We start from the raw sequence: 21,755 nt of genomic DNA on the forward strand, positions 1-21,755 counted from the left end.
GGCCCTGTTGAAGGTCACCGTGACTTTTCGGCCAGCCTTGAGGGATTTCAGTATGACTCGCTTTTATCAACTTACCGCCACCCGCCTGGATGGCCGCCTTATCTCAATGGCCGACTATGCGGGAAAGGTGGTTTTGGTCGTCAATACCGCCAGCCAGTGTGGCTTTACGCCGCAATATGTGGGCCTTGAAGCGCTATACAAGAAATACGCCGATCGAGGACTAGTGGTGCTGGGCTTCCCCTGCAACCAGTTCGGTAAACAGGAACCCGGCGGCGCCGACGAAATCTCGAAAACCTGTTACATCAACTACGGCGTGAGCTTCCCGATGTTTGAGAAGGTAGAAGTTAACGGTAACGCAGCGCACCCGCTGTTTCGTTATCTGAAAAACGAATTGCCCGGCGTGCTGGGAGGGCGGATCAAGTGGAACTTTACTAAGTTTCTGATCGGCCGCGACGGTAAACCACTCAAGCGTTTTGCACCGATGACCACGCCAGAGAAAATGGAGAGGGCGATTGTGGAGGCTTTGGGGAGGTGAGAGTTTTGGTGAATGGAATTAACCATGAGTCGGGCACTTCCGGAATACCCGATGTCCGCTTTGTGCCAGGAGCGGACTTTTAGTTCGCTGTAGTACCGTTTATAACCGTATGAGATGGAAAATAATGAAGCCGCCAACTGGCGGCTTTTGTGCAGGAAGGTAAATTTAGCTGTATTCGGTAATATCAAACCCTTCATCAGCCGTTGGCTCTTCGAAATAGCGCGTTATGATGTCAAATTGTTGGTCTGAGGCAGAAAATTCATGCACGCCTTCTGCATTACGGGCGCGCAAGCGGGATTTACATACTTCATCAGAAACTTTCAGATAGTGCAGCTGATTACTGGCACCTGACTCCTTAATAATGCTCATCATCCATTCACGATTTGTTTGTGTGTTTGCCGGGAAATCAAGAACCACTGATAAACCAGCTTTGAGTAGTGAAACCAGATGAGGCTTCATGGCATTTCTTAGTCTTAATGAATACTGCACATAATCAGATATGGATTGCATTTCATTGGTAAAGAGGGCAGCCAGCCAGCGATCCTCGCTGACAATTACAGTCCCAGGTGATGATCCTAATTTTGCTGACAATGTGGATTTTCCTGATGCAATTTTTCCACATAACAAGTGCAAGACAGGTTTTTCAGGCGTCGTTACTGCATTTGTGTCCATTCTTACCTCACTGGATTGTTACCGGTAAGGCCCGCCTTACCGGCGGGAAAATGGCAAACGTTATCCCACCTGAGTCAGACAGGTGATAATAATCATTGAATAGGTTAGGACTGAGTGTGTTTTCATCGTCATTCAACTTAACAGAAAAAGACTCACACCGTTGGTGTAAATAGCATAAGGGTACGCCCACTGTTCGCTCAAAGCAGGCGCTTCCCACTACCAGGCTGCTTTCCATAACCCCATTACCCCCGCAGCCACGGCGTAATGGTCAGCCCGGTAAGCAAGCCTTCCGGGCTGAGCAGGCGAGTGACGGTTTGCCCCCACGGTTCCAAACGGTTAGCTACCAGCAGCCGATAGCCTTTTTCACTTAGAACGCGGGTAGCCGAGTCCAGATCCTGAACCTCATACTCAACCCATCCCTGCGGTATCGGGTGCTCAACTGGCCACTGTTCCTCTCCAAAACAGGATGCTGCCGCCTGTGCGAGCGGCCAGACGGCGAAATGCTTCACGCCTTCCAGCTGATCCTCCTCAGTGAGCAGATAATCGATGTTTCCCTCCATCGGCTTCAGCGGAAGGCCGAGTGTCTGAACATAAAACGCGGTGCTGGACTCCGTATCCCGCGAAATGGGCCCGAACCCGGCGACGAACAAGACATCAATTTCCGGTAACGTCTGCGGCATATCCACTCCTGAATGAGGTGAAATTCACCCTGAATTTATCTTACGATCGGCGGAAATACGACTCTCAAAACTGGTATCGCGTTCACCGTGCCTGCACGTCCACGACGGGTTTAAAATTCAGCGCGATAACGATCAGCAGCACGACTCCCGCACTCATGATCAGCCATGCGCTGGTCAGCGAGACCGAACTGTCGCGAACGATCCCCGCAATTAACGGCATAAGCGCGGCGATCGTGTATCCGCCACCCTGAACTTTAGACAGCAACTTCCCGGCCTGCGCGGGCGTTCGCGCATGATCGAACGTGACGATGAGCGACAGCGGGAAGAGGGCGCCGATCCCGGTGCCAAGCAGCAACGTGGATAATACAGGCGTCGTACCCGGCGCAAAGACCAGACACAGTAATCCTGCCAGCAGCAACAGCAATACGGCGATCAGCGGCACGCGGCGGTCGGGGAATTTACCGATCAGCGCGGAGACGGCAAACCCGGCGACAACCTCGGTTAACGTCAGCCAGGCCAGCATGTAGCCGCTGCTGCGTGCGGACCATCCCGCCTGAATATAGAGCGGGGGAAGCCAGGCCAATACCAGCGTGTAGGCGCCCGTTCCCACGCCGAAAAAGAGCAGCAGTAACGCTGTCCGGGAGGACGAGAGCGTAACGGTTTCGCGTGCTGTTTTTTCCCCTTGAGGATGCTTAACCAGGGTTAACCACAGTATCAGCGCCAGCAGCGCTAACAGCCCGGCCATTGCCAGCGCGGGCTTCAGCGTCAGCCATGAAAATAACGGCTCGGCGCTGGCGGCGGCGACTGCCGCACCGGCCATAATGCCCGTGCTGAAAAGCGACATTACCGTGCTGGACGTTTGCGTATATTCCTTTTTAATCAGGGCAGGCATTAACGCCTGGATCGTGCCTATGCTGGCCCCGCCCAGTAGCGCGGTGCCCATAAGACTCTCCGGTGAGGCGCTAAAACCGCGCAGCAAACAGGCCGCAAGCAGGATAAAGAGCCCAAACATAATTCCCCGTACGGCGCCGACTCGGGCTAAAAGCCAGGGGCCACACAGGGCGGCAAGCCCCATCATCGCGACCGGCAGGGTGGTCAGCAGGCTGAATTGCGTAGCGGTCAGCCCCGCTTCGCGCTGCAGCACGGAAAACAGCGGTCCGACAGAAGCCAGAATGGGGCGCAGGTTCAGCCCGACGATAAAAGCGATAACGGCGAAGAGTAAAGGCGACGTGCGTTTCAACATGGAGTCCTTTTCGGTTGTGAATGGCCCGGGCAAATCGCACGAGCATTTATCTTAACGTTAAGATAAAATGCATTTTTGCGTAAGATGTACCGCACAACAGGATAAATTCGTATGCCTCAGGGGTGAAAATGCAAGACCACGTAGACTTCGTTGTCGGCCAGTGGAGCCGCGCCATGCCGGAGCTGGACGCCTCGTCGATGAAAATTTTTGGCCGAATGCTCCGGCTGATGAAGCATCTGGGAAAAGAATGGGCGCAGGCGATGGCGCAGTTTGGTTTTCGCGAGGGCGAGTTTGACGTGCTCGCCACGCTGCGTCGCGCCGGTGAGCCGTACTGCCTTTCCCCCACGCAGCTCTATAAATCGCTGTTGGTAACCTCAGGGGCGATGACGAACCGGCTCAGCCATCTCGAACAGCTTGGGCTTATCAGGCGAATTGCCGATCCGGATGACAAGCGCAGCACCCTCGTAAGCCTGACGCCGCACGGGCAGGAGCGCATCGAACAGGCGCTGATCGTGCATACACAAACGCAAAATGCGCTGCTGAGCAACTTGTCTGACGCGCAGCGCGCGCAGCTTGAGTCCCTGCTCAGGGAGCTGCTTATGACGTTCCCGTCTGAGGACCTGAGCGACAAGTCAATGAGTGCCGATAATACAAAAACTGCATAGCTAAACCTCACAGAAAGGGAATGTATGTCTTTACCACCACTGTATGCGCTGCGCGCTTTTGAAGTTGCCGCGCGGCTGAACTCCTTCAGCAAAGCGGCTGAAGCACTGAATATCACGCCGGGCGCGGTCAGCAGGCATGTCCGGACGCTCGAGCAGTGGTTCGACTGTGAGCTCTTTAAACGCCAGGGGCCGAGAGTGGAGGTCAGTGATGCCGGACGTATTCTGGCCGGACAGCTCAGCGAAAGTTTCTCGAATATTGAGTGGGCCTGTCGCGCATTCAGAAGCGAAAACCACCTTCTGCGCCTCAAAGCCCCCAGCACCCTGACGATGCGGTGGCTGCTGAATGTGCTTAAATCCTTTCGCGAGAACCACGCTAAGCCAAAAATTGAAATTGCCAGCGTCTGGATGGACTTCGACACCGTTGACTTCAGCCGTGAGCCCTACGATTGTGCGATCCTGCTCGGTAATGGCTATTTCGGCGAGTCTACGGAAAGCAGGCTGCTCTTCAGTGAATGGCTCATTCCGGTTTGTACCCCGTCTTTGCTTGATTCAGCCCGGCATCAGCTTGCGCAGTGCGATATTATCCATCCCTCTCCGGACAGACGGGACTGGAAGCGATGGCTGAAAAGAACCGGGTCATTCCCAGGGCTCGACGTGAGTCGTGGAATCGTGTTCGACACCCTGGAGCAGGGAAGCCTGGCCGCCATGCACGGTCACGGTGTGGCGATGGCCGACCTCCGCCTCACGCTCGACGCGCTGAAAAGCGGCCTGCTCGCGCTGCCCTTCAGGGAAGCTATCGCAACCGGCGATGGCTACTACCTCGTCTGGCCGAAAAATTCGCTCAGAAGACAGAGTATTGAACGGTTGCTGGCGTGGCTTAACCTTAATGCGCCGGTGCTGCCTTCGTTGGATATCGTCTGTCTTGATTACAATGAAAATCGGGTTTAATAAATAGCGGAATATTTAGTGAAGGATATTCCGCATATAGAACATATTTATGCGTAGGGAATATTCGCCATCTGTTTATATCGCTCCGGCAGGGCGCTGTTCAGGTTGAGTAATTTATCCAGAATATAAAGCGCAGGCGTTCCCTTTGCTCGCTCGGCGTCGATCAGCGCAGTGCGTAACAGATTGGCAGCCGAGGTCATATCACGGAAATACTCCTGCGATTCACGCGTCTGAGCTTCGCCTGACGCGGCGTAACGCACCTTTGGCCAGTCCGCAAAGTCCAGCAGCGGAAGGATCCCATCCTCTTTTGGTAAATGCGCTGAGAGCAACTCTTCGGCGTTACCCGGATTGCTTTGGGCGAAAGCCAAAAGATGCAGTCGATGTATGAAAGGCGATAGCGCTTCTGAGCTTTCCTTTTCTGCTGAAAGTAACGTTATCAGCTCATGCACATTTGCATCAGGTCTATATTTATGAGGCGAGATAATATTCAATACAGGGAATAAAACATCGAGTGTCATAGGTGCTCCATACAGGCTTAGTATTATTTATTTTTCTATCCCAGGGGTGAATGGATGGTATTTCAGGTGCGTCACTTTTTAAAAACGATAAATAGTGGGAATCAATGTGAGTTTTACTCAACGTTGCGCTTTGGGGGCGATCGCGCGCATCCTCACGCTGCAGCGATTTGTTTCACAAATGCCATCGCTCATCGACCGTCCAGAATGGTATAACGTCGTGCGGCTAAAGGGTTGCCGTCCGCTGACTCCATTCACAAAGGTGTATATGAAACAAATTACGTTCAGTGACCTGCAGCAACAAAGCGAGCAGGCTGCCAATTCTCCTCGCTTACGCGCGCACCGCAATTTACATCCCGAGCTGAGCGACCCGGTACAGCGCCTGGCTATCGCGATGGAGCCTGGTACCTATGTTCGCCCTCATCGCCACCCGCACACGTTTGAACTGCTGACGGCTTTGAGCGGTCGCTTTCTGGTGTTGAATTTTGATGACGGCGGTAACGTGACCCAGCGCGTGGTGTTAGGTGAAGACTGCAAAGTGCTGGAGATGGATGCCGGTACCTGGCATGCCGTGCTGTCGCTGGATAAAGGCGGCGTCATTTTCGAGGTAAAACACGGCGGCTATCAGCCTGTTCCGGAGCACGATACCGCCCAATGGTCACCGGCTGAGAACGCGCCCGGTTGCGCGGAGCTGATGAAATGGTACGCCCAGGCGCAGGTGGGTGACGGGGGTTTTACCCTGTAAACCGGTGAATTTTGATAAAAATAATCACAAAAAGGATGTGCGTATGTTGAAAAGATTAGTCGCGGGGCAGATGAGCTTACCGATGACTTTCTGGGGATGGGGATTCTGCGGAGGTTTTCTGCTGGGTCTCATTGGGCTTGCTGGAGTGCATACCGGTCACCCGGCAATGGTTCCGCTTTCCTATATCCTTAAAGCCATTCTGTTCTGTGCTGTACTTTCCGGCATTACTTTCATTCTGCGTCGAAAAATCACAGTCTTGGGTGGGGTCGCTTTTTTTATTATTCTGATTCAGGTGATTATGAGCGTAGTGATGGCGATTGGCCTTTTCTCGTTATTTTTTGAATAATCGCTGGAAAGAGAGTTCCGGTTAGCCAGCAGGATTAAAAGATCGCCCCTGACGGTGGTAGGTGATAACGAGACACGCGCTTCCTTCTGGCGAAGGAGGCGCGCCTTTGCTGTGACTGGATAGCCGGGATTATTTAAGGCCCTCGAGCCCCTTCAGGAACTCCTCAACCTGCTCAGGCGTCGCCGTGTCTGCCTGGTAAAGGATATCGAGCTTAACGTTCTTCAACCCGCAGAAGCCAAACACGCCTTCGATTATCTGCGTCTGAATCGCCGTCGAATAGCCGTGTTTGTCGAATCCGGTGAGATCGCTGCCGCCTGTGGCAATCAGGCGGACGGGAACGTCGCGTAAGCTGCCCACAATCCGGCCATCGTCGGCCACCTTATACGCCCAGTTCAGGGTTAATACGCGATCGAACCAGCCTTTCAACAGCGCGGGGACCGACCACCAGTACACGGGGAAGACAAACACCAGCATATCCGCTCGCTCGACGCGCTGCTGCTCGCGCAGAATATCGTCGGGAAGGGCGCTCGGATCGCCGTGATACAAATCGAGATCGGCGCGGGTCATCGCCGGATTAAACCCTTCAGCATGCAGATCGGCAATCTCAACCTGCGTACCTTGCTCGCGTAATTTTCCGGCAATACGGGCTGCCAGCGAATGGGATAACGAATTGTCGACAGGATGAGCCGTCACGATCAGTGCGTTATTAATGGCATTTGTAGCAGACATAGCGACCTCGAATGGGTGAGAACTGACGCCTATATTACTATTGGTAACTTAGGTGTCAATCCGCCCCCAGCGATCATTTTGTGCTATTCACGTAGGTCTCCAGCACGCCGGTCATGGCGCCGCTGAGCGTATCTTCCGCCACGTTCCGGGCGAGCACGCCGTTGCCCGCGGCGGTGCTGAGCGCGTCCGCCGCGCCAATGATGGCCGTCAGTACCGCTTCTCCCTGAACGCCTTTCAGCGCGACGAACGGGGAAAGCGCGGTACGCAGGCAGTCGGCGCAGTCGGCCACGCATGCCTCACGAAACGTCTGCAGCGCGTGGGATCCGGACAGCGCTGCGGCAATTGGCCCGGTTTCAGGTCCGGCACTAATGGCGCAGTCGATATAGGCGGCGCTGAAAAAGCGGATCGTCTTCTCCAGCGTTTTGCTGTCGACCGCCAGCGTCTCGCGGAATTTCGCCAGCTGCCGATCGCTATAGTCCCGGTACAGCGCCATCAGCAGCCCTTCACGATCGCCAAAGTGATCGTAGGGGATAGGCTTGGTCACGTTGGCTCGTTCGGCCAGGTAGCCAAGAGTTAGGGCCTCCGTGCCTTGTTGACGAACGATTCCGCGCGCAACCTCCAGCAGCTGCACGCGGCGGTCCTCTTTTCTTAAGCGCTTAACAACCATGCTTTCCTCTGAAGTGTTATCTACTCATGGTAGTTTACACGTTTTCTGTTCGGTGCTGCACGCGTTGTTCCGATGGTCGGATCCGGAACCAGATCGCATACATCGCGGGCAGGAAGACGAGCGTGACGATCGTCCCGCCCAGCGTTCCGCCTATCAGCGTGTAGGCCAGCGTGCCCCAGAACACCGAATGCGTCAGGGGAATAAACGCCAGCACGGCGGCCATGGCGGTCAGAAGGACCGGGCGTGCGCGCTGGACCGTCGCTTCAACCACCGCCTGGAACGGCTCGAGGCCCTGCTTCTGGTTATGATCGATTTGACCGATCAGGATCAGCGTATTGCGCATCAGAATGCCGGAAAGGGCGATCAAGCCGACCAGCGCGTTGATGCCAAACGGCTGATTGAAAATCAACAGCACGGGCACCACGCCAATCAGCCCCAGCGGCGCGGTTAAGAACACCATCACCATCGCCGAGATTGAGCGCACCTGCAAAATGATGATCAGCAGCGTCAGGGCAATCATGATCGGGAACAGCGGGATCATTGCCTGCGTGGCTTTGCCCGATTCCTCAATCGAACCCGCCATGTCGATACGGTATCCGGCCGGCAGCGCGTCAACAATCGGCTGGAGCTGCTTCATGACGGCGACCGACACATCCGGTGGCTGAAGATGGTTAGCGATATCGCCCCGCACGGTAATCGTCGGGGTGCGATCGCGACGGCGCAGGATCGGATCTTCCATACCGATCTCAATCTTGCCGATTTGAGACAGCGGAACGCGCTGTCCCGCATTGCCGACAAGGGTGAAGCCCTCGATTTTGGCCGGGTCAAGACGGATATCTCCCGCCGCGCGGCCAATGACCTCAACCGAGCGAATATCTTCCCGCACGGAGGTGACAGGCACGCCTGAGAGCAGAAACTGAAGCTGATCGGCAACGGCACTGGAGGTTAAGCCGGTCGCCTGCAGGCGGTTTTGATCGAGGGTGAAATGCAATACGGGAACGCGCGACCCCCAGTCGGTGTTGACAGTTCTCATCATCGGGCTCGCCTGGAGCACGGCTTTCACCCTGTCAGCGATGTCATGCACCTGTTCGACATCCGGCCCCGACACGCGCCAGGCAACCGGGAAGGGCGAGTACGGGCCAAACACCAGCTGCGTTACCCGGACGCGCGCTTCGGGGGCAAGGCCGTTGGCGACAGCTTCTCTCAGCCGGAGCTTGAGCGCCTCGCGTGACGTCTCGCTGTCCGTCAGGATCACGATTTTCGCAAAAGACGGATCGGGCAGTTCAGGCGCCATCGCCAGATAAAAGCGGGGCGAACCCTGACCAATATAGGCCGTGACAATTTTGGCTTCGGGCTGCTGGCCCAGCCACGCTTCGATTTTTGCGGTGGCGGCGCTGGTTTGCTCAATCGAGGTACCGTAGGGCATCTGCACCTCAACCAGTACTTCCGGGCGGTCGGAGGTTGGGAAAAATTGTTTTTTTACCAGGCCCATGCCGAGCACGGCCACGATGAAAATGGCGACCACCGAGCCGGCCACCCGCCATTTTCTGGCGATAACGCGGGCAAGCAGCTGGCGAAAACGGTTATAGCGAGGCGTGTTATAGATGGCGGCATGACCCCCTTCTACTTTCGGGATCGCCGGCAGGATCTTCACCCCAAGATAGGGCGTGAACACCACCGCGACAAACCACGAGGCAATCAGGGCGAGGCCGACGATCCAGAACATATTGCTGGTGTATTCCCCTGCGGTCGACTGGGCAAAACCATTCGGCATAAATCCAATGGCCGTCACCAGGGTACCGGCCAGCATGGGCGCGGCGGTATGGCTCCAGGCGAAGGCCGAGGCTTTGATTCTGTCGTAACCTTCCTCCATTTTGACCACCATCATTTCGATGGCGATGATGGCATCATCAACCAGCAGGCCGAGGGCGAGGATCAGGGAGCCCAGCGTAACGCGGTCAAAGTTTATCCCCGCGGCTTCCATCACCACGAAAACGACCGCCAGCGTAAGCGGTACCGCCGCCGCAACGACAACACCCACGCGCCAGCCCATGCTGACAAAACACACCACCATGACCACAAGCAGGGCGACGAAGAATTTGATCATGAACTCATCGACCGACGAGCGAATATTCACGGACTGGTCGGTGACTTTGGTCAGGGACATGCCCAGCGGCAGGCTATCATTTATTTTCGCCGTTTCCGCATCCAGCGCTTTCCCCAGCGCCAGACCGTTCCAGCCTTCACGCATCACAATGCCCAGCAGAAGGGCGGGCTCATGCTGATTGCGTATCAGCATCGTCGGGGGATCTTCGTAGCCTCGCTCAACCGTTGCCACATCGGACAGCTTGAGCGTTTTGCCCTGAGCCACAAAAGGCGTATCGCGGATTTTCTGCAGTTCATCGAACGCGCCGTCCAGGCGGATAAAAATCTGCGCGCCTCGGGTCTCAATGGAGCCCGCCGCGGCTAACGCGTTCTGGCTGTTGAGGGCGTTGAAAATATCCTGGGGTGAGAGTCCTATCGTCGCCAGACGGTCGTGGGAGAAGGAGATGTATATCCGCTCGGCCTGTTCGCCGATAATGTTCACTTTCTTCACGCCGGGAACGTGCAGAAGCTGCTGGCGCAGGCCTTCGGCATCGCGTACCAGCAGCCGCTGCGGTTCGCCTTTCGCTTTCAGGGCAAAGAGGGCAAAGGTGACATCCGAGAATTCGTCATTGATCATCGGGCCGATGACGCCCGCCGGAAGACGCTGAGATTCATCTCCAAGCTTCTTACGCGCCTGATAGAACTCCTCCTGCACTTCGGCTGGCGGGGTCTTGTCCTGCAATGACAACGTGATAAACGCCATGCCGGGACGGGTATAGGTTTCGGTACGGTCATACCATTTGAGTTCCTGCAGGCGCTTTTCCAGCGGCTCGGCGACCTGATCCTGAATTTCCTGCGCGGTCGCGCCCGGCCAGACGGTTATCACCGTCATTTGCTTTACCGTGAAGGGCGGATCTTCCGCGCGCCCGAGCCCAAAGAAGGCGTAAATTCCGGCAATCGTGACCAGAACGATCAGAAACAGCGTGATGGAACGTTCGCGGACGGCCAGCGCCGACAGGTTGAAGCGGCTTCCGCTCATGGCGTGTTCTCCGCCAGGGCGGCATTGCGCTGCTTAGCAAGCCTGATGACCTCACCTTCGTGCAGAAGATGGGCGCCTAACGCAACAATCTTCTCACCGGGCTTCACGCCGCCCGTGACCTGCGCCGCATCTTCACCCACACTCAGCACCCTGACGGGCGTCCATGCGACCTTTGCCGGCTGGGCGGAAATACGCCAGACGCCGGGACCTTTTCCTGCATCATAGAGTGAAGCCAGCGGGACCTGCATGACCTGACCTTCCGCTTTGTTGTCCTGAACGTTCAGCGTGACGGTCGCCCCCAGCGGCGCGTTCGCCAGCAGGCCATCCAGCACGTAGCGGGCTTCATACGTGCGGGTCGCGGCATCGGCCGAATCAGACAGCAGGCGCAGCGTTGCGGTGACCGGATGTTTTTCATTGCCATACAGCGTGGCCTGCGCTTCGCTGCCGACGGCAGGGCGCAGCGTTTCCGGAAGCTGGACGAGCGCTTCACGCTGTCCCGCTCTGGCGAGCCTGATCGCCACCTGTCCGGCACTGACGACCTGACCCGGCTCGGCGAGCGTCTCCATGACCACGCCGTCTGAATCCGCCAGCAGCACGGCATAGCCCGTGGCGTTTTGCGCCACGCTGGCCTGCGCCCGGGCGGCGCTGAGATCGGCCCTGGCCGTATCGGCCGCCGCTTTGATCTGGTCATACTCCGAGGCAGACACCGCGCCGGACGCCACAAGACCGCGATAGCGCGCCTCATCGCTGGTGGCTTTGCGCGCGCGCGCCTGGGCCGCATCCACCGCGCGCTGCTGCGCCTGAGCCTGTAACTTCAGGTCAAGCGGATCCAGGCGCAGCAGGGGCTGGCCCTGTTTGACGGTCTGCCCCGTATCGACCAGCCGCTCAAGGATTTTTCCCTGAACCCTGAAACCTAAATCGCTTTGCGTTCTTGCGACCACCACGCCCGTGAAGGCGCGGGCGCTATTGTTCGCTAGCTCGACGGAGGCGGATCTGACGAGCGGTGGCTTTGTGCGCGGATCGTCACTCGCGGAAATATCGCCGCACGCCACCAGGGCAAACGGCAGGAGACAAACGGCAACGCGGGCTGAAGTGAGCCTGAGCATGGGAAACCTTTTTGACGTAACAGGACGGTATCCGCATTCTCTGACTAGTGACCAAAATTGTCAATGGTCACAAATTAGGGGGCCAGGCTTCTTAAAATCAGTGAAGAGAGTAGCACCGCCGCGGTGGGGGCCATTTCGAGGTTGTACTGCAGCTGAACGGGGTTAATGTAAGGGCACATCACCATGTAGACGGCAAATGTGACCTCATCCAGCGGCGTTTTTCTTTCAAACTCGCCGGCCTGCCTGCCTTCGATAATGATGCTCTCGATCAGCTTCATCAGACTTTCACTGTACTTTTGCGTGGAAGGCCACTGCTCCTGCGCGGCGACGGCGGCGATGTCGTATAGCTTACGGTCGTGGAAAAACAGCTCGCTTCCCGCCTCGGTGAGCGCTTTGAAAAGGCGGCGTAATTTTTCGCTTGCCGACGGCGCATCCTCGATGGCGGAAAGCACTGCCGCCATGATCAGCTCCAGGCGGTTAGCGCAGATCACCTCGCCGATAGCCTGTTTGGAATCGAAAAATTTATAAATGTAGGACTTTGAAAAACCAATGGATTTAGCCAGTTCGGCGACGGTGGTTTTTTCATAGCCGTAGTGGCCGAAGTGCTCAAAAGCCGCTTCGACGATTTGCTCTCTGACAGCGTGATCAAGGGGACCACGTGATGATGGGGGATTCATATTTTTAGTCATTATTTAAGCTTAGCGTGACGGGCTACGATTAACAACGAGTGACCATTTTGAGATTTGGTTACCGTCATTCATCATGAGCCGTTCAGACGGGACGATCAACCAGATGCGGTAAGTGTATCACTGTTTTTCGTGCACTATGGCATCTATCTGTCTGCGATAAGCATGGGTTTCAGCGCAACTCCCTTGCGCTGAACAGAGCTGTTTTTGCTTAAGCCGAGCGCGGGCGCAATATTTTTTCAACAATAAGCACCAGACGCCTGCGCGTCACGAACCGGTGTAGCTGCCCCAGAAGCCAGTTACCGCATCCGGTAATCAGGTAGTTACGGTTACTCTCCACGGCCTTCAACGCCAGGGTGACCACCTTGTGCGCGGGCATTCTTTTCCCTACCGAGGCCTCCTCTGCATTCACCACATCAAAAAAGGCCGTATCCGTTGCGCCGGGGCAAAGCGCCAGGACGCGGATGCCCCTGGAGCGATACTCTCCCCACAGCGCGTTCGAAAACGAGAGCAGAAATGCTTTGGTTGCGCCATAAATCGCCATATAGGGATCCGGCTGCATCGCGGCGGTTGAGGCAACGTTAATAATTACCCCGGAGCCCTGCTGCAGCATTCCCGGCAGCAAGGCGTGAGTCAGCTCTACGGGGGCCATGCAGTTTACGTTTACCTCATCACGCTGCCTGTCGATCGACAGCTTTTCGAATGGCCCGTAGGTGGCGAAGCCGGCGCAATTGATCAGAATGTCGGGGACGCGTCTTAAGGTTTCAAGCCGTTCCACAATGTGGGGAATGGCTTCCAGCTTCACTAAATCCTGCACGATAATCGTGATGGAGACGCCGTGCTTTCTGACTAACTCTACGGCAAGCGCCTGCAGCCTTGGCTCGGAGCGGGCGACCAGGATCAAGGCCACGCCGCGGGCGGCGAGCTGCCGGGCAAAATCACGGCCTATGCCCGACGACGCTCCGGTAATCAGCGCTGTTTTTCCGGTATAATCAAAAGAATTCATATCTTTAATCCCGTTTCCCTAATGTATGCTGCACAGCATAAACCGTGCACTTAGGTACACGGTCAAGCGTGATTTTTACAAGGTGAGGGCGACGCGATGCGAATTGGTGAACTGTGTGCGAAAACGGGATTGTCGAAAGAGACGGTGCGTTACTATGAGCGACAGGGGCTATTAGAGAATATCCCGCAACCCAATCGCAGCAATAACTACAAAGTCTATTCCGCCGTCGATTTACAGCGTTTAAACATGATCAAGCATGCCAAAATGCTGGGTTTTACCTTAGCTGAAATTTCAGAGGTTTTGGCTGTCTGGGTTGACGACAAATTTACCGCTGAGCAAAAACAGGCGTCTCTGCGCCGCAAGCTGCAGCAGCTTGAAGAGAAAGAAGCGGCGTTAATTGAACTCAGAGCCAGGTTGAAAAACGCCCTTAATAAGGTCGGTCAGCCTTGTGTCGACACGTTTTGATCGCCGGGTGAGAGGAGGCCGCAAAACCGATGCGGCCTTATCTGTCAGGCAGCCAGTTCAGGCATCTGTTCCTTCACGAAATTCAATACGTTCCTCGCGTCGAGAGAGGCATAGGGCAGGCTCTCAATAATGGCGATTGAACGCGTATTGCCCACCGTTTCTTTTATCTCATCGAGTTTGTACTGAATGTGCGGCGCGATGAGGAAACCATCGAAAGCGGGAGCGACGCTGGCGAAGTTATCCAGCCCAACAGCGCTAATCATCAGCGGATAGCCTTCGCGTTCTGCCAGAGACTGCATTTTTTTGGCGAGAGAGTTTGCGGTATTACCAAACAAACAACAGATCAGAAGCTTTTTCATATTTTGTACCTCCTGAAAACCGCACACAGAGTAGTCCTGAGGTTGTCACCGAAATGCGCGCCATCTCTTATTTTGGCGAGAAATTAACCGCAGATGCCTGACGCGATTTAATTTTACTGCTTTTTTAGCCAGTCGAGAAAAAACTGGCTAAACGCCGTGACCTGAAGCGGCTGCAGTTTGCGCTGGGGGTAAACAAGCTGCAGGCCGACATCTTTGCGATCGTATCGGCTAAAGCCGGTGAAGCTGTCGGCAAACAGTACCGTGAGCCTTCCGGTTTCAACATCGTCTTTGACGTCCCACCACGATTTCCCCGCAATGCCAGCCCCGCTGAGTGCCCACTGACGAAGCAAAGCCCCGTCGTCGCACACCATGGCTGGCTCTACGCGAACGACGCTTTCATCGCCATCTTTTTCAAAGCGCCATTCGTTCATCACCACGCCCTGAGACTCAAGCGCCAGGCACCGGTGCTGAGCTAAATCGGCAAACGTGGCGGGGATGCCGCGTTCGTTAAGATACTCCCCGGAGGCGACCAGCACCCGATGGTTCGGGCGGATGTTTCTGACGACAAGGCTGCTGTCCGGCAGGTTGCCAAAACGCACGCTCATATCCAGCCGGTTAGCGACCAGGTCCTCAACGTGTTCTCTTAACGAGATGAAAAATTTAACGTCGGGATGGCGTCGGGAGAATTCCACGACGGCGGGGCTAAGATACTGTCTGCCAAAGTCCGAGGGCGCAGAAAGGCGAATGTTGCCGCTGAGCACGCCTTCCTTTTGCGTCAGTAACGACTCGGCGTGATGCACCTCTTCCAGCACGCGCAGCGCGGCATGGTAAAACTCTTCCCCGGCGCGTGTCAGCGTGATGGATCGCGTTGAGCGGTGAAACAGGCGCGTCTGGTAACGCTCCTCAATCGCCTTCAGCCTGGCCGTCATGGTGGCAGGGGAAAGCGACAGGCGCCGCCCGGCGGCAGAAAGACCGCCAGCCTCGGCAACTTCCACCAGTAACGCCATGTCTTCGAGTTTACCCATTATTCATATATTCCGAAAAGTGAATCTGATTTTAGCGTAATTATCAAAATCAGATGCCGACTGTAAAGTGATTTCATCCAAACCATAAGGGATGAAAACATGCAACGTACCTCACTTTTTCAACGTTACAGGCTGGGTCAGCAAGACCTGAAGAACCGTATCGTCATGGCGCCGATGACCCGCGCGCGCTCCCTTCAGCCGGGAAATATTCCCTCGGCGCTGATGGCGGAGTATTACCGGCAGCGGGCCAGCGCCGGATTAATCATCACGGAAGCCACCCAGATTTCGCCTCAGGGCCAGGGATACTCCTGGACGCCCGGCATCCATTCGCCTGAGCAGGTTTCAGGATGGCAGCTCACCACGGGCGCCGTGCATCAGGCGGGAGGGGTGATTTTTTCGCAGCTCTGGCACGTCGGGCGGATGTCGCACGCCAGCTTTCATCAGGATGGTCAGCCCGTCGCCCCGTCAGCACTGGCGCCGGACGCACAGGTGTGGGTGGTGAATGAAAAGGGGGAAGGCCAAATGGTTGACTGCCCGCAGCCTAGAACCCTCTCGCGCAAGGACATCCACAGCATCATCGCGGACTATCGTCAGGCGGCACTGAATGCCGTTCAGGCCGGGTTTGACGGCGTGGAGGTTCACGGCGGAAACGGCTATCTGATCGACCAGTTTCTTCGTCAAACCTCCAACAAACGCACGGACGAGTACGGCGGCACGCTGGCGAACCGGATCCGCTTTGCTCAGGAGGTGCTAAGCGCCATTGCCGAGGCCATTGGCCGCGAGCGTACGGGCATTCGCCTTTCCCCGTTTATTACCCAGCGCGGGATGAACGATCCGCAGGTGACGGAAGCCATACTCGCTCTCGCGGCCTGGTGTGAACAAGAAGGGATTGCGTTCATTCACCTGGCGGAAGCCGACTGGGACGATGCGCCGCAGGTGCCTGAGCAGTTCCGACAATCGCTTCGCGAGACGTTTAGCGGAACCCTTATCGTCGCGGGGAACTATGACCTTCAAAAAGCGGAAAAGATCCTTGCTGCCGGCTATGCCGATTTGATTGCCTTCGGACGGCCGTTTATTGCCAACCCGGATTTACCCCACCGTCTGGCGCACCAGCTGCCTCTGGCCCAGGTGCGCGATCCCGCCACGCTGTTTGGCGGCACCGCGACGGGATATACCGATTACCCCATTTACACCCTGCAGGAGAAAACGCTATGACCCGTAAAACCTTAATCATCGGCGGCGCTTCCGGCATCGGGTCGACATATTTACGCCCCGCTCTAGCGGCGCTTGTTTTTATTGGTCTGACGGGCACCGCGTATTCGGCACAGGCAGAATGGGTAAAGCCAAAACAGCTTATTGCAGACAACAGCCTGCCGCAGGCGAAATTAAAGGCGAATGAAGCCGTCGCCAGAGAATATGCTTCATTCTGGAACACGGGTAATGAAAACCTGGCGCGTGATGCCCTGGCGGCAGGTTTTATTGATAAAACGCCTCCGGAAGGGCGTAGGCAGGGGCCGGAAGGCGCTATTTTAGCGTCCCGCGCGTTTCGTGCAGCCGTGCCTGATTTGCGCTGTGACGTTGAGCAAATGATTATTTCAGGCGATCGCGTGGTTTCGCATTTACATTTTCACGGCACGTTCACCGGAACATTTGGCAAGCTGAAAGGAAAGGGGCAGAAAATAGATTTTATCGCCACGGATATTTATGAGATTGGTGACGGTAAGATCGTGGCTAACTGGCATATTGAGGACAACCTGACGCTGATGAAACAGCTGGGCGCGCTGTAAGTTCATCACTCCGGGGCGGCCCGGAGTGATGCAAAAATCCTATAAGCCAAGATCGCTCAGCGAAGGGTGATCGTCCGGGCGTCTGCCCAGCGGCCAGTGGAACAGACGCTCAGAGGCTTTGATTGGCATATCGTTTACGCAGGCAAAGCGGCGCTTCATCAGTCCGTCCGGCTCAAACTCCCAGTTTTCATTGCCGTAAGAGCGGAACCAGTTGCCGGAATCATCATGCCATTCATAGGCATAGCGCACCGCGATCCGGTTCTCCGTAAATGCCCAGAGCTCTTTAATCAGACGATAGTCCAGCTCTTTTTTCCATTTCCGCTCCAGAAACGCCTGGGCTTCTTCACGGTTGGTGGCGAACTCTGCGCGGTTACGCCATTGGGTATCCAGCGTATAGGCAAGCGCGACTTTCGCCGGGTCGCGGCTGTTCCAGCCATCTTCTGCCAGTCTGACTTTTTCGATGGCGCTTTCACGAGTGAAGGGCGGTAAAGGAGGACGTGTGTTCATGGCGATTACCTCAGTGTTATATTATGTAGACAGGTCTGTCTACTTGCGGTAATCTATGCCTGTAAAATAACGCTGTCAACATTATTTTAGAGGCTACCAAAAAGTGAAAACAGAACCCGCAGACAACGATACTAAAATTAGCGTCAGAGATAAGATATTACTCACGGCGCACGATCTGTTTTATTCCACGGGCTTCAGGGCGACGGGGGTGGATACGCTGATTAAAGCGTCTAAAGTGACCAAGGTGACTTTCTATCGCCATTTCCCGAGTAAGAGCTTGCTTATTCTTGCCTATTTGAACTACCGGCATGAAATATGGATTAACTGGTTTGAGACCACGCTGCGTCGACATCTCGATCAAGGCGAAATACCTGCTGATGCGATATCCGCAACGCTTTACGAATGGTTTATTTCGCCCGAGTTCCACGGCTGCGCGTTTATTAACGCCAGCGCAGAGGCGAAATCGGAAGATATTGAAAACGAAATAAAAGAGATATGCCGCAGTCATAAATCAGAAACAAAGAAAATTATTGCCTTGCTGACGAAGAGTGCTGATGAGCGCGTCGTCAATGAAATCATGCTGCTCATTGACGGCGCAATTATTCATGCACAGATGGGTATGGATTCAGAAACGGTAAGACATGTGTTAAAAAAGGGCCTGGAGAAACTGTCCGATCGGTGATATTCCCCGGTGCTTAATCAACTCTCGCACCGAGCCGATTAAGCACCCGCGTTACGCTGTCGGAATGGTGCCGCCATCAATCACAAATTCAGTACCGGTGATACTCGCAGCATGCGATGAAGCAAGAAAGACGATGAGGTTGGCCACCTCAATCGGTCTGGCAGGGCGTCCGAGCGGTATTCCACCTAACGCCTTCATAATAATCTGCTTGCCGCCTTCGTAGTCTGTACCTGCCTGCTTTGCCAGCCTCTCCGCCAGTGCAACCGCCGCTTCAGTTTCGATCCAGCCGGGCGCAACGCGCACCACCCGAACGCCCTTCGGTGAGACTTCCTTTGAAAGGCTTTTACTGTAGGTTGAGAGGGCTGCTTTAGCCGCCGCATAACCCGTTGTTGATTCCGGTAACGGCAGCTCGCGCTGAATAGACGTCACGTGAATAATCACCCCATTTCCCTGCGCGAGCATTCCGGGAAGCAGGGCGCGATCTAAGCGTACTGCAGGCAGCAAATTAAGATTGAGCTCCTGCTGCCACTCTTCTTCGCCAAGCGCAGCAAAACCGCCACCGGGTGAGGTTGAACCGCCCGCAACATGGATAATCACGTCGACGCCTCCCATCTGCTCCTGAACTGCAGATGCGACAGCGGCACATCCAGCGACCGTCGTAAGGTCAGCGGCGACGAAAGTATCTGCGACATCTACGTCCGGCTCGTGGCGCGCAGTGGTGAATACCGTTGCACCGAGCTGTTTTAAAAGCCCGACGACCGCTTTTCCGAGCCCTTTCGTGCCCGCGGTAACAAGCACGCGTTTGCCTTTAAAATCAATATCTAATGACATGACCTTGCACTCCCGTTATTTACAGTACAGGTATATTCAACATAGACTGAGAAATTGACAAGTACGCACGAAAAAGTGAGCTACTGAATTATGAGTAAGTTATATAGTCCGGAATCTGCCGCGAGCGGCGTGGAGCAAGTGTTACGGCTGCTGGAAGGCCGCTGGAAATTAATTATTCTTTTTCATCTTTTCGACGGAAAAGTGCAGCGCTACTCAGATTTCGAAAAACTGATCCCCGGTATTTCCCAGAAGATGCTGGCGCAGCAGCTCAGGCAACTTGAATCCGATGGTATCGTTTCGCGGATGGTCTACCCGCAAGTGCCACCGAAAGTGGAGTATCGCCTCACCGATTGGGGGCAGGCATTATGTCCGGCGCTTGATGCCATGCTGAAATGGGCAGAAAAGCGCGAGGCTTACGCAAGCCAGTAAACCCGGCGGCCAGCACGCTGCAATGGGATAGCGTTGCCCGTAACCCATTTATGCAAAGGAAACGAAAAATGAGAACACAGAAGCGATGCCTTGGCTGCGTGGCTATTGTGGTTGATGACTACGATCGCGCCATTGAATACTACACCGAAAAGCTGGGGTTTACCCTCGTAGAGGATACGCCTCAACCGGGTAAACGCTGGGTGGTCGTCTCACCCAACCCGGAAAGTGACTGCAACATTTTGCTGGCTCGCGCTTCTAACGAGCGGCAGGAAAGCTTTATCGGCAATCAATGCGGCGGCAGAGTTTTCCTCTTCCTTCAGACGGACGATTTTTGGCGCGATTACCGTGCCATGAAAGACAAGGGCGTCCATTTCTGCGAAGAACCTCGTGAGGAAGATTACGGTACGGTAGTGGTGTTTGAAGATATTTACGGCAACCGCTGGGATCTCTACCAAAATGCCCAACGCGGGTGATTACCAGGGAGATTTTCCATGACGCTTCGAATTCGACAGGCCACCCGTGCCGATGCCGCGCTCTTAAGCGAGCTGGGATACCGAATCTATCCCGCCCATTTTCAGCATCTGTGGGTGTCAGACGCAGAGATGAAGGATTTTCTTGACGGCGAGTACGCGCTTTCCGTACTGGAACAGAGCCTGAAAGAGAACGCTATTTCCTGGCATGTTGCCGAGACCGATCGGCCCGTGGGGTTCATGAAAGTGACCTGGGAAGCCCTGCTCCCGGAAACGGACAAGAAGGGCGTTCTCCTCAACAAGCTCTACCTCGATCCCGCCGAGACCGGCAAGAACTATGGCCAGGTGATGTTCAACAGCATCACCGACATGGCCCGGAGCAGGGGAAAAGACTATCTCTGGCTGGAAGTGCTTGAGCAGAACGCGGGAGCGTACCGGTTCTACCAGAAGCAGGGCATGCTCTGCGTTAAGAACGTCCTTTTCGAAACCGCTTCACAGCAGAGCATTCTCAGAATTATGGGGATGTCTCTTTAGAGCGAGAGCTCTCGTCGCGCTGTGCCAGCGATAGCGCGCTGGCGCTGGCGGGATCGAACAGCGAGAGGCTCTCAATCTGATTGAGTAAAATCACCTTCCGGAATGACATGGCGCTGCGGGGCTCGGAGTCGAGCGTGATGTCATGCTCCGCATACCACTTGCTGTAGTTATTCTCGATGCGAAAGTTCATCGTCTTCGCATCTCTGTACCCGCTTAACATCGGGATCAGCACGATATTGGCCGTTTTTTCATATTCCAGCGTCGCGGTGTGGATCATGCCGACGTAAATCCGCCTCGACCGCAGCGTGACCTGCGCCAGTTCCCCTTGCTCCATACACTGATACAGCAGCTGTTCAATACCGCTCGACTGCGCCAGACGTTTATAGAGCTTTTTCCGGCTTTCGCCGTCCAGCCTGGCGCTGCCTGCCCAGTTAGAGCGGTAGAGGCAAAACAGGATGGCAAACCCCAGCATCACGACCACCGGCGCCTGAATGCCTAAAAAGCTCCAGTTCATAAAGTCGATTTGCCAGTCGGTATATTTCGGCGAGGCAAAGTGAAAAGCGTTGTTGGCTGCAGAAAGAGCGAGCAGGAGCAGCCAGAGCAGACCGGTGGCAATCACGCCCTGCAGAACGAAAATACAGCCGTACAGCGCCACAAGAAAATAGACGTCCCAGCCAAAGGAGCGCTTGATTTTAAAGCGGGTCGACAGATCGCGGCTGGTGTACCAGTACCCGCATACCATCAGCACCATAAATATCGCCGTTCCCATATCAGGCCCTCTTTAGCATGTTGACGTGACGCAGAAAATCCTGCCGCACCTCGTTGCTTTTGTAGTTCACCGAGGCGTTCCCGTCCTGGTCGATAATGATGCGATCGCCATCTTCGACGGCTTCTATGATTTCCTGCTGGCTCATCACCTGCAGTAAGGATTCCGGGCTGGAGAAAAGGGAGAGAAAGAAACGTTTCATGTCAGGCATCCTTATGAATAAAAAGGATAAG

At 55.2% G+C, this 21,755-nt stretch carries 28 protein-coding genes; 12 read left to right on the top strand and 16 right to left on the bottom strand.

The genetic code is table 11. The annotated features are described in order from the left end of the window. The first annotated feature begins 52 nt into the window (after positions 1–52). Positions 53–535, top strand: a complete 483-nt coding sequence (locus NWV12_RS10415) for a glutathione peroxidase (protein WP_048980805.1) — start codon at positions 53–55, stop codon at positions 533–535. A 165-nt stretch (positions 536–700) separates the two neighbouring features. On the opposite strand, the gene NWV12_RS10420 is transcribed toward NWV12_RS10415, so the two are convergent. From NWV12_RS10420 to NWV12_RS10430, 3 genes are all read right to left on the bottom strand, one after another. Continuing rightward, positions 701–1,207: an ATP-binding protein gene (locus NWV12_RS10420; protein WP_047061757.1), complete on the bottom strand. Its 507-nt coding sequence runs from the start codon at positions 1,205–1,207 to the stop codon at positions 701–703. A gap of 242 nt (positions 1,208–1,449) precedes the next feature. Further along, complete coding sequence (locus tag NWV12_RS10425) at positions 1,450–1,887, bottom strand: VOC family protein (RefSeq protein WP_048980807.1); 438 nt, start codon at positions 1,885–1,887, stop codon at positions 1,450–1,452. Between the two features lie 82 nt (positions 1,888–1,969). After that, entirely contained in the window at positions 1,970–3,130 is a 1,161-nt protein-coding gene (locus NWV12_RS10430) for an MFS transporter (RefSeq protein ID WP_048980808.1), read from the bottom strand. A gap of 128 nt (positions 3,131–3,258) precedes the next feature. Between NWV12_RS10430 and NWV12_RS10435 the strand changes: the two genes are divergently transcribed. Next, positions 3,259–3,795, top strand: coding sequence for a MarR family winged helix-turn-helix transcriptional regulator (locus NWV12_RS10435; protein ID WP_101744548.1), 537 nt, complete (start codon positions 3,259–3,261; stop codon positions 3,793–3,795). Between the two features lie 24 nt (positions 3,796–3,819). Next, the gene (locus NWV12_RS10440) at positions 3,820–4,743 is read left to right on the top strand and encodes a LysR substrate-binding domain-containing protein (RefSeq protein WP_048980812.1); all 924 of its coding nucleotides are present in this window, start codon (positions 3,820–3,822) and stop codon (positions 4,741–4,743) included. Between the two features lie 47 nt (positions 4,744–4,790). Here NWV12_RS10440 and NWV12_RS10445 read toward each other — a convergent pair whose 3' ends face one another. Continuing rightward, positions 4,791–5,261 (bottom strand): hypothetical protein, encoded by a 471-nt coding sequence (locus NWV12_RS10445; protein ID WP_048980814.1) that lies wholly within the window; start codon positions 5,259–5,261, stop codon positions 4,791–4,793. A gap of 265 nt (positions 5,262–5,526) precedes the next feature. Here NWV12_RS10445 and NWV12_RS10450 point away from each other — a divergent pair, with 265 nt between their 5' ends. Together NWV12_RS10450 and NWV12_RS10455 are read left to right on the top strand one after the other, a co-directional pair. Next, entirely contained in the window at positions 5,527–6,003 is a 477-nt protein-coding gene (locus tag NWV12_RS10450) for a WbuC family cupin fold metalloprotein (protein WP_033145441.1), read from the top strand. A gap of 43 nt (positions 6,004–6,046) precedes the next feature. Then, a complete protein-coding gene (locus NWV12_RS10455) occupies positions 6,047–6,349 on the top strand; it encodes a hypothetical protein (RefSeq protein WP_048980816.1) in 303 nt (100 codons plus the stop codon). A 129-nt stretch (positions 6,350–6,478) separates the two neighbouring features. On the opposite strand, the gene NWV12_RS10460 is transcribed toward NWV12_RS10455, so the two are convergent. The 6 genes from NWV12_RS10460 to NWV12_RS10485 form a co-directional block, all read right to left on the bottom strand. Beyond that, on the bottom strand, positions 6,479–7,078 hold the full coding sequence (locus NWV12_RS10460; protein WP_048980817.1) for an NAD(P)H-dependent oxidoreductase: 600 nt from the start codon (positions 7,076–7,078) through the stop codon (positions 6,479–6,481). Between the two features lie 73 nt (positions 7,079–7,151). Further along, positions 7,152–7,745 (bottom strand): TetR/AcrR family transcriptional regulator, encoded by a 594-nt coding sequence (locus NWV12_RS10465; protein WP_048980819.1) that lies wholly within the window; start codon positions 7,743–7,745, stop codon positions 7,152–7,154. A 34-nt stretch (positions 7,746–7,779) separates the two neighbouring features. Continuing rightward, positions 7,780–10,869, bottom strand: a complete 3,090-nt coding sequence (locus NWV12_RS10470) for an efflux RND transporter permease subunit (RefSeq protein WP_048983626.1) — start codon at positions 10,867–10,869, stop codon at positions 7,780–7,782. Next, the gene (locus tag NWV12_RS10475) at positions 10,866–11,975 is read right to left on the bottom strand and encodes an efflux RND transporter periplasmic adaptor subunit (protein ID WP_048981122.1); all 1,110 of its coding nucleotides are present in this window, start codon (positions 11,973–11,975) and stop codon (positions 10,866–10,868) included. The genes NWV12_RS10470 and NWV12_RS10475 overlap by 4 nt, the downstream gene beginning before the upstream one ends. 74 nt (positions 11,976–12,049) lie before the next feature. Then, positions 12,050–12,664 (bottom strand): TetR/AcrR family transcriptional regulator, encoded by a 615-nt coding sequence (locus tag NWV12_RS10480; RefSeq protein WP_032657353.1) that lies wholly within the window; start codon positions 12,662–12,664, stop codon positions 12,050–12,052. Between the two features lie 208 nt (positions 12,665–12,872). Next, a complete protein-coding gene (locus tag NWV12_RS10485) occupies positions 12,873–13,667 on the bottom strand; it encodes an SDR family oxidoreductase (RefSeq protein WP_048981120.1) in 795 nt (264 codons plus the stop codon). Between the two features lie 96 nt (positions 13,668–13,763). On the opposite strand from NWV12_RS10485, the gene NWV12_RS10490 reads away from it, so the two are divergent. Continuing rightward, complete coding sequence (locus NWV12_RS10490) at positions 13,764–14,132, top strand: MerR family transcriptional regulator (RefSeq protein WP_048981118.1); 369 nt, start codon at positions 13,764–13,766, stop codon at positions 14,130–14,132. Positions 14,133–14,176: 44 nt separating this feature from the next. On the opposite strand, the gene NWV12_RS10495 is transcribed toward NWV12_RS10490, so the two are convergent. Continuing rightward, on the bottom strand, positions 14,177–14,491 hold the full coding sequence (locus NWV12_RS10495; protein WP_032639262.1) for a PTS sugar transporter subunit IIB: 315 nt from the start codon (positions 14,489–14,491) through the stop codon (positions 14,177–14,179). A 113-nt stretch (positions 14,492–14,604) separates the two neighbouring features. After that, positions 14,605–15,516, bottom strand: a complete 912-nt coding sequence (locus NWV12_RS10500) for a LysR family transcriptional regulator (RefSeq protein ID WP_048977860.1) — start codon at positions 15,514–15,516, stop codon at positions 14,605–14,607. Between the two features lie 99 nt (positions 15,517–15,615). Here NWV12_RS10500 and NWV12_RS10505 point away from each other — a divergent pair, with 99 nt between their 5' ends. Both NWV12_RS10505 and NWV12_RS10510 read left to right on the top strand, forming a co-directional pair. After that, a complete protein-coding gene (locus NWV12_RS10505; RefSeq protein ID WP_048981106.1) occupies positions 15,616–16,731 on the top strand; it encodes an alkene reductase in 1,116 nt (371 codons plus the stop codon). Then, positions 16,728–17,303 carry an ester cyclase gene (locus NWV12_RS10510; protein WP_080973627.1) on the top strand — a complete coding sequence of 192 codons (576 nt, stop codon included), beginning with the start codon at positions 16,728–16,730 and terminating at the stop codon, positions 17,301–17,303. Before NWV12_RS10505 ends, NWV12_RS10510 begins: the two co-directional genes overlap by 4 nt. Positions 17,304–17,342: 39 nt before the next feature. On the opposite strand, the gene NWV12_RS10515 is transcribed toward NWV12_RS10510, so the two are convergent. Continuing rightward, positions 17,343–17,810: a DUF1348 family protein gene (locus NWV12_RS10515; protein ID WP_023311608.1), complete on the bottom strand. Its 468-nt coding sequence runs from the start codon at positions 17,808–17,810 to the stop codon at positions 17,343–17,345. Between the two features lie 103 nt (positions 17,811–17,913). Here NWV12_RS10515 and NWV12_RS10520 point away from each other — a divergent pair, with 103 nt between their 5' ends. After that, the gene (locus tag NWV12_RS10520; protein WP_048981104.1) at positions 17,914–18,492 is read left to right on the top strand and encodes a TetR/AcrR family transcriptional regulator; all 579 of its coding nucleotides are present in this window, start codon (positions 17,914–17,916) and stop codon (positions 18,490–18,492) included. A gap of 51 nt (positions 18,493–18,543) precedes the next feature. On the opposite strand, the gene NWV12_RS10525 is transcribed toward NWV12_RS10520, so the two are convergent. Further along, positions 18,544–19,323: an SDR family oxidoreductase gene (locus tag NWV12_RS10525; protein ID WP_048981103.1), complete on the bottom strand. Its 780-nt coding sequence runs from the start codon at positions 19,321–19,323 to the stop codon at positions 18,544–18,546. 90 nt (positions 19,324–19,413) lie between these two features. Between NWV12_RS10525 and NWV12_RS10530 the strand changes: the two genes are divergently transcribed. From NWV12_RS10530 to NWV12_RS10540, 3 genes are all read left to right on the top strand, one after another. After that, positions 19,414–19,752, top strand: coding sequence for a helix-turn-helix domain-containing protein (locus tag NWV12_RS10530; protein WP_023311611.1), 339 nt, complete (start codon positions 19,414–19,416; stop codon positions 19,750–19,752). A gap of 68 nt (positions 19,753–19,820) precedes the next feature. Beyond that, on the top strand, positions 19,821–20,225 hold the full coding sequence (locus NWV12_RS10535; RefSeq protein ID WP_048981100.1) for a VOC family protein: 405 nt from the start codon (positions 19,821–19,823) through the stop codon (positions 20,223–20,225). Positions 20,226–20,243: 18 nt separating this feature from the next. Then, a complete protein-coding gene (locus NWV12_RS10540) occupies positions 20,244–20,756 on the top strand; it encodes a GNAT family N-acetyltransferase (protein WP_101744549.1) in 513 nt (170 codons plus the stop codon). Here NWV12_RS10540 and NWV12_RS10545 read toward each other — a convergent pair. Together NWV12_RS10545 and NWV12_RS10550 are read right to left on the bottom strand one after the other, a co-directional pair. Next, positions 20,737–21,525, bottom strand: a complete 789-nt coding sequence (locus NWV12_RS10545; protein WP_048981097.1) for a hypothetical protein — start codon at positions 21,523–21,525, stop codon at positions 20,737–20,739. The two genes, NWV12_RS10540 and NWV12_RS10545, sit on opposite strands and share 20 nt — an antisense overlap. A 1-nt stretch (position 21,526) precedes the next feature. Then, a complete protein-coding gene (locus NWV12_RS10550) occupies positions 21,527–21,724 on the bottom strand; it encodes a hypothetical protein (RefSeq protein WP_023311615.1) in 198 nt (65 codons plus the stop codon). Positions 21,725–21,755: the final 31 nt, after the last annotated feature.

It is taken from the genome of Enterobacter sp. Crenshaw (assembly GCF_024734705.1).
GTDB lineage: Bacteria > Pseudomonadota > Gammaproteobacteria > Enterobacterales > Enterobacteriaceae > Enterobacter > Enterobacter asburiae_B.

What these genes read in the sequence shown, in the direction of transcription:
- NWV12_RS10415 (WP_048980805.1), top strand. Translation starts at nt 53, where the DNA reads ATGACTCGCTTTTATCAACTTACCGCCACCCGCCTGGATGGCCGCCTT.
- NWV12_RS10420 (WP_047061757.1), bottom strand. Translation starts at nt 1,207, where the DNA reads ATGGACACAAATGCAGTAACGACGCCTGAAAAACCTGTCTTGCACTTG.
- NWV12_RS10425 (WP_048980807.1), bottom strand. Translation starts at nt 1,887, where the DNA reads ATGCCGCAGACGTTACCGGAAATTGATGTCTTGTTCGTCGCCGGGTTC.
- NWV12_RS10430 (WP_048980808.1), bottom strand. Translation starts at nt 3,130, where the DNA reads ATGTTGAAACGCACGTCGCCTTTACTCTTCGCCGTTATCGCTTTTATC.
- NWV12_RS10435 (WP_101744548.1), top strand. Translation starts at nt 3,259, where the DNA reads ATGCAAGACCACGTAGACTTCGTTGTCGGCCAGTGGAGCCGCGCCATG.
- NWV12_RS10440 (WP_048980812.1), top strand. Translation starts at nt 3,820, where the DNA reads ATGTCTTTACCACCACTGTATGCGCTGCGCGCTTTTGAAGTTGCCGCG.
- NWV12_RS10445 (WP_048980814.1), bottom strand. Translation starts at nt 5,261, where the DNA reads ATGACACTCGATGTTTTATTCCCTGTATTGAATATTATCTCGCCTCAT.
- NWV12_RS10450 (WP_033145441.1), top strand. Translation starts at nt 5,527, where the DNA reads ATGAAACAAATTACGTTCAGTGACCTGCAGCAACAAAGCGAGCAGGCT.
- NWV12_RS10455 (WP_048980816.1), top strand. Translation starts at nt 6,047, where the DNA reads ATGTTGAAAAGATTAGTCGCGGGGCAGATGAGCTTACCGATGACTTTC.
- NWV12_RS10460 (WP_048980817.1), bottom strand. Translation starts at nt 7,078, where the DNA reads ATGTCTGCTACAAATGCCATTAATAACGCACTGATCGTGACGGCTCAT.
- NWV12_RS10465 (WP_048980819.1), bottom strand. Translation starts at nt 7,745, where the DNA reads ATGGTTGTTAAGCGCTTAAGAAAAGAGGACCGCCGCGTGCAGCTGCTG.
- NWV12_RS10470 (WP_048983626.1), bottom strand. Translation starts at nt 10,869, where the DNA reads ATGAGCGGAAGCCGCTTCAACCTGTCGGCGCTGGCCGTCCGCGAACGT.
- NWV12_RS10475 (WP_048981122.1), bottom strand. Translation starts at nt 11,975, where the DNA reads ATGCTCAGGCTCACTTCAGCCCGCGTTGCCGTTTGTCTCCTGCCGTTT.
- NWV12_RS10480 (WP_032657353.1), bottom strand. Translation starts at nt 12,664, where the DNA reads ATGACTAAAAATATGAATCCCCCATCATCACGTGGTCCCCTTGATCAC.
- NWV12_RS10485 (WP_048981120.1), bottom strand. Translation starts at nt 13,667, where the DNA reads ATGAATTCTTTTGATTATACCGGAAAAACAGCGCTGATTACCGGAGCG.
- NWV12_RS10490 (WP_048981118.1), top strand. Translation starts at nt 13,764, where the DNA reads ATGCGAATTGGTGAACTGTGTGCGAAAACGGGATTGTCGAAAGAGACG.
- NWV12_RS10495 (WP_032639262.1), bottom strand. Translation starts at nt 14,491, where the DNA reads ATGAAAAAGCTTCTGATCTGTTGTTTGTTTGGTAATACCGCAAACTCT.
- NWV12_RS10500 (WP_048977860.1), bottom strand. Translation starts at nt 15,516, where the DNA reads ATGGGTAAACTCGAAGACATGGCGTTACTGGTGGAAGTTGCCGAGGCT.
- NWV12_RS10505 (WP_048981106.1), top strand. Translation starts at nt 15,616, where the DNA reads ATGCAACGTACCTCACTTTTTCAACGTTACAGGCTGGGTCAGCAAGAC.
- NWV12_RS10510 (WP_080973627.1), top strand. Translation starts at nt 16,728, where the DNA reads ATGACCCGTAAAACCTTAATCATCGGCGGCGCTTCCGGCATCGGGTCG.
- NWV12_RS10515 (WP_023311608.1), bottom strand. Translation starts at nt 17,810, where the DNA reads ATGAACACACGTCCTCCTTTACCGCCCTTCACTCGTGAAAGCGCCATC.
- NWV12_RS10525 (WP_048981103.1), bottom strand. Translation starts at nt 19,323, where the DNA reads ATGTCATTAGATATTGATTTTAAAGGCAAACGCGTGCTTGTTACCGCG.
- NWV12_RS10530 (WP_023311611.1), top strand. Translation starts at nt 19,414, where the DNA reads ATGAGTAAGTTATATAGTCCGGAATCTGCCGCGAGCGGCGTGGAGCAA.
- NWV12_RS10535 (WP_048981100.1), top strand. Translation starts at nt 19,821, where the DNA reads ATGAGAACACAGAAGCGATGCCTTGGCTGCGTGGCTATTGTGGTTGAT.
- NWV12_RS10540 (WP_101744549.1), top strand. Translation starts at nt 20,244, where the DNA reads ATGACGCTTCGAATTCGACAGGCCACCCGTGCCGATGCCGCGCTCTTA.
- NWV12_RS10545 (WP_048981097.1), bottom strand. Translation starts at nt 21,525, where the DNA reads ATGGGAACGGCGATATTTATGGTGCTGATGGTATGCGGGTACTGGTAC.
- NWV12_RS10550 (WP_023311615.1), bottom strand. Translation starts at nt 21,724, where the DNA reads ATGAAACGTTTCTTTCTCTCCCTTTTCTCCAGCCCGGAATCCTTACTG.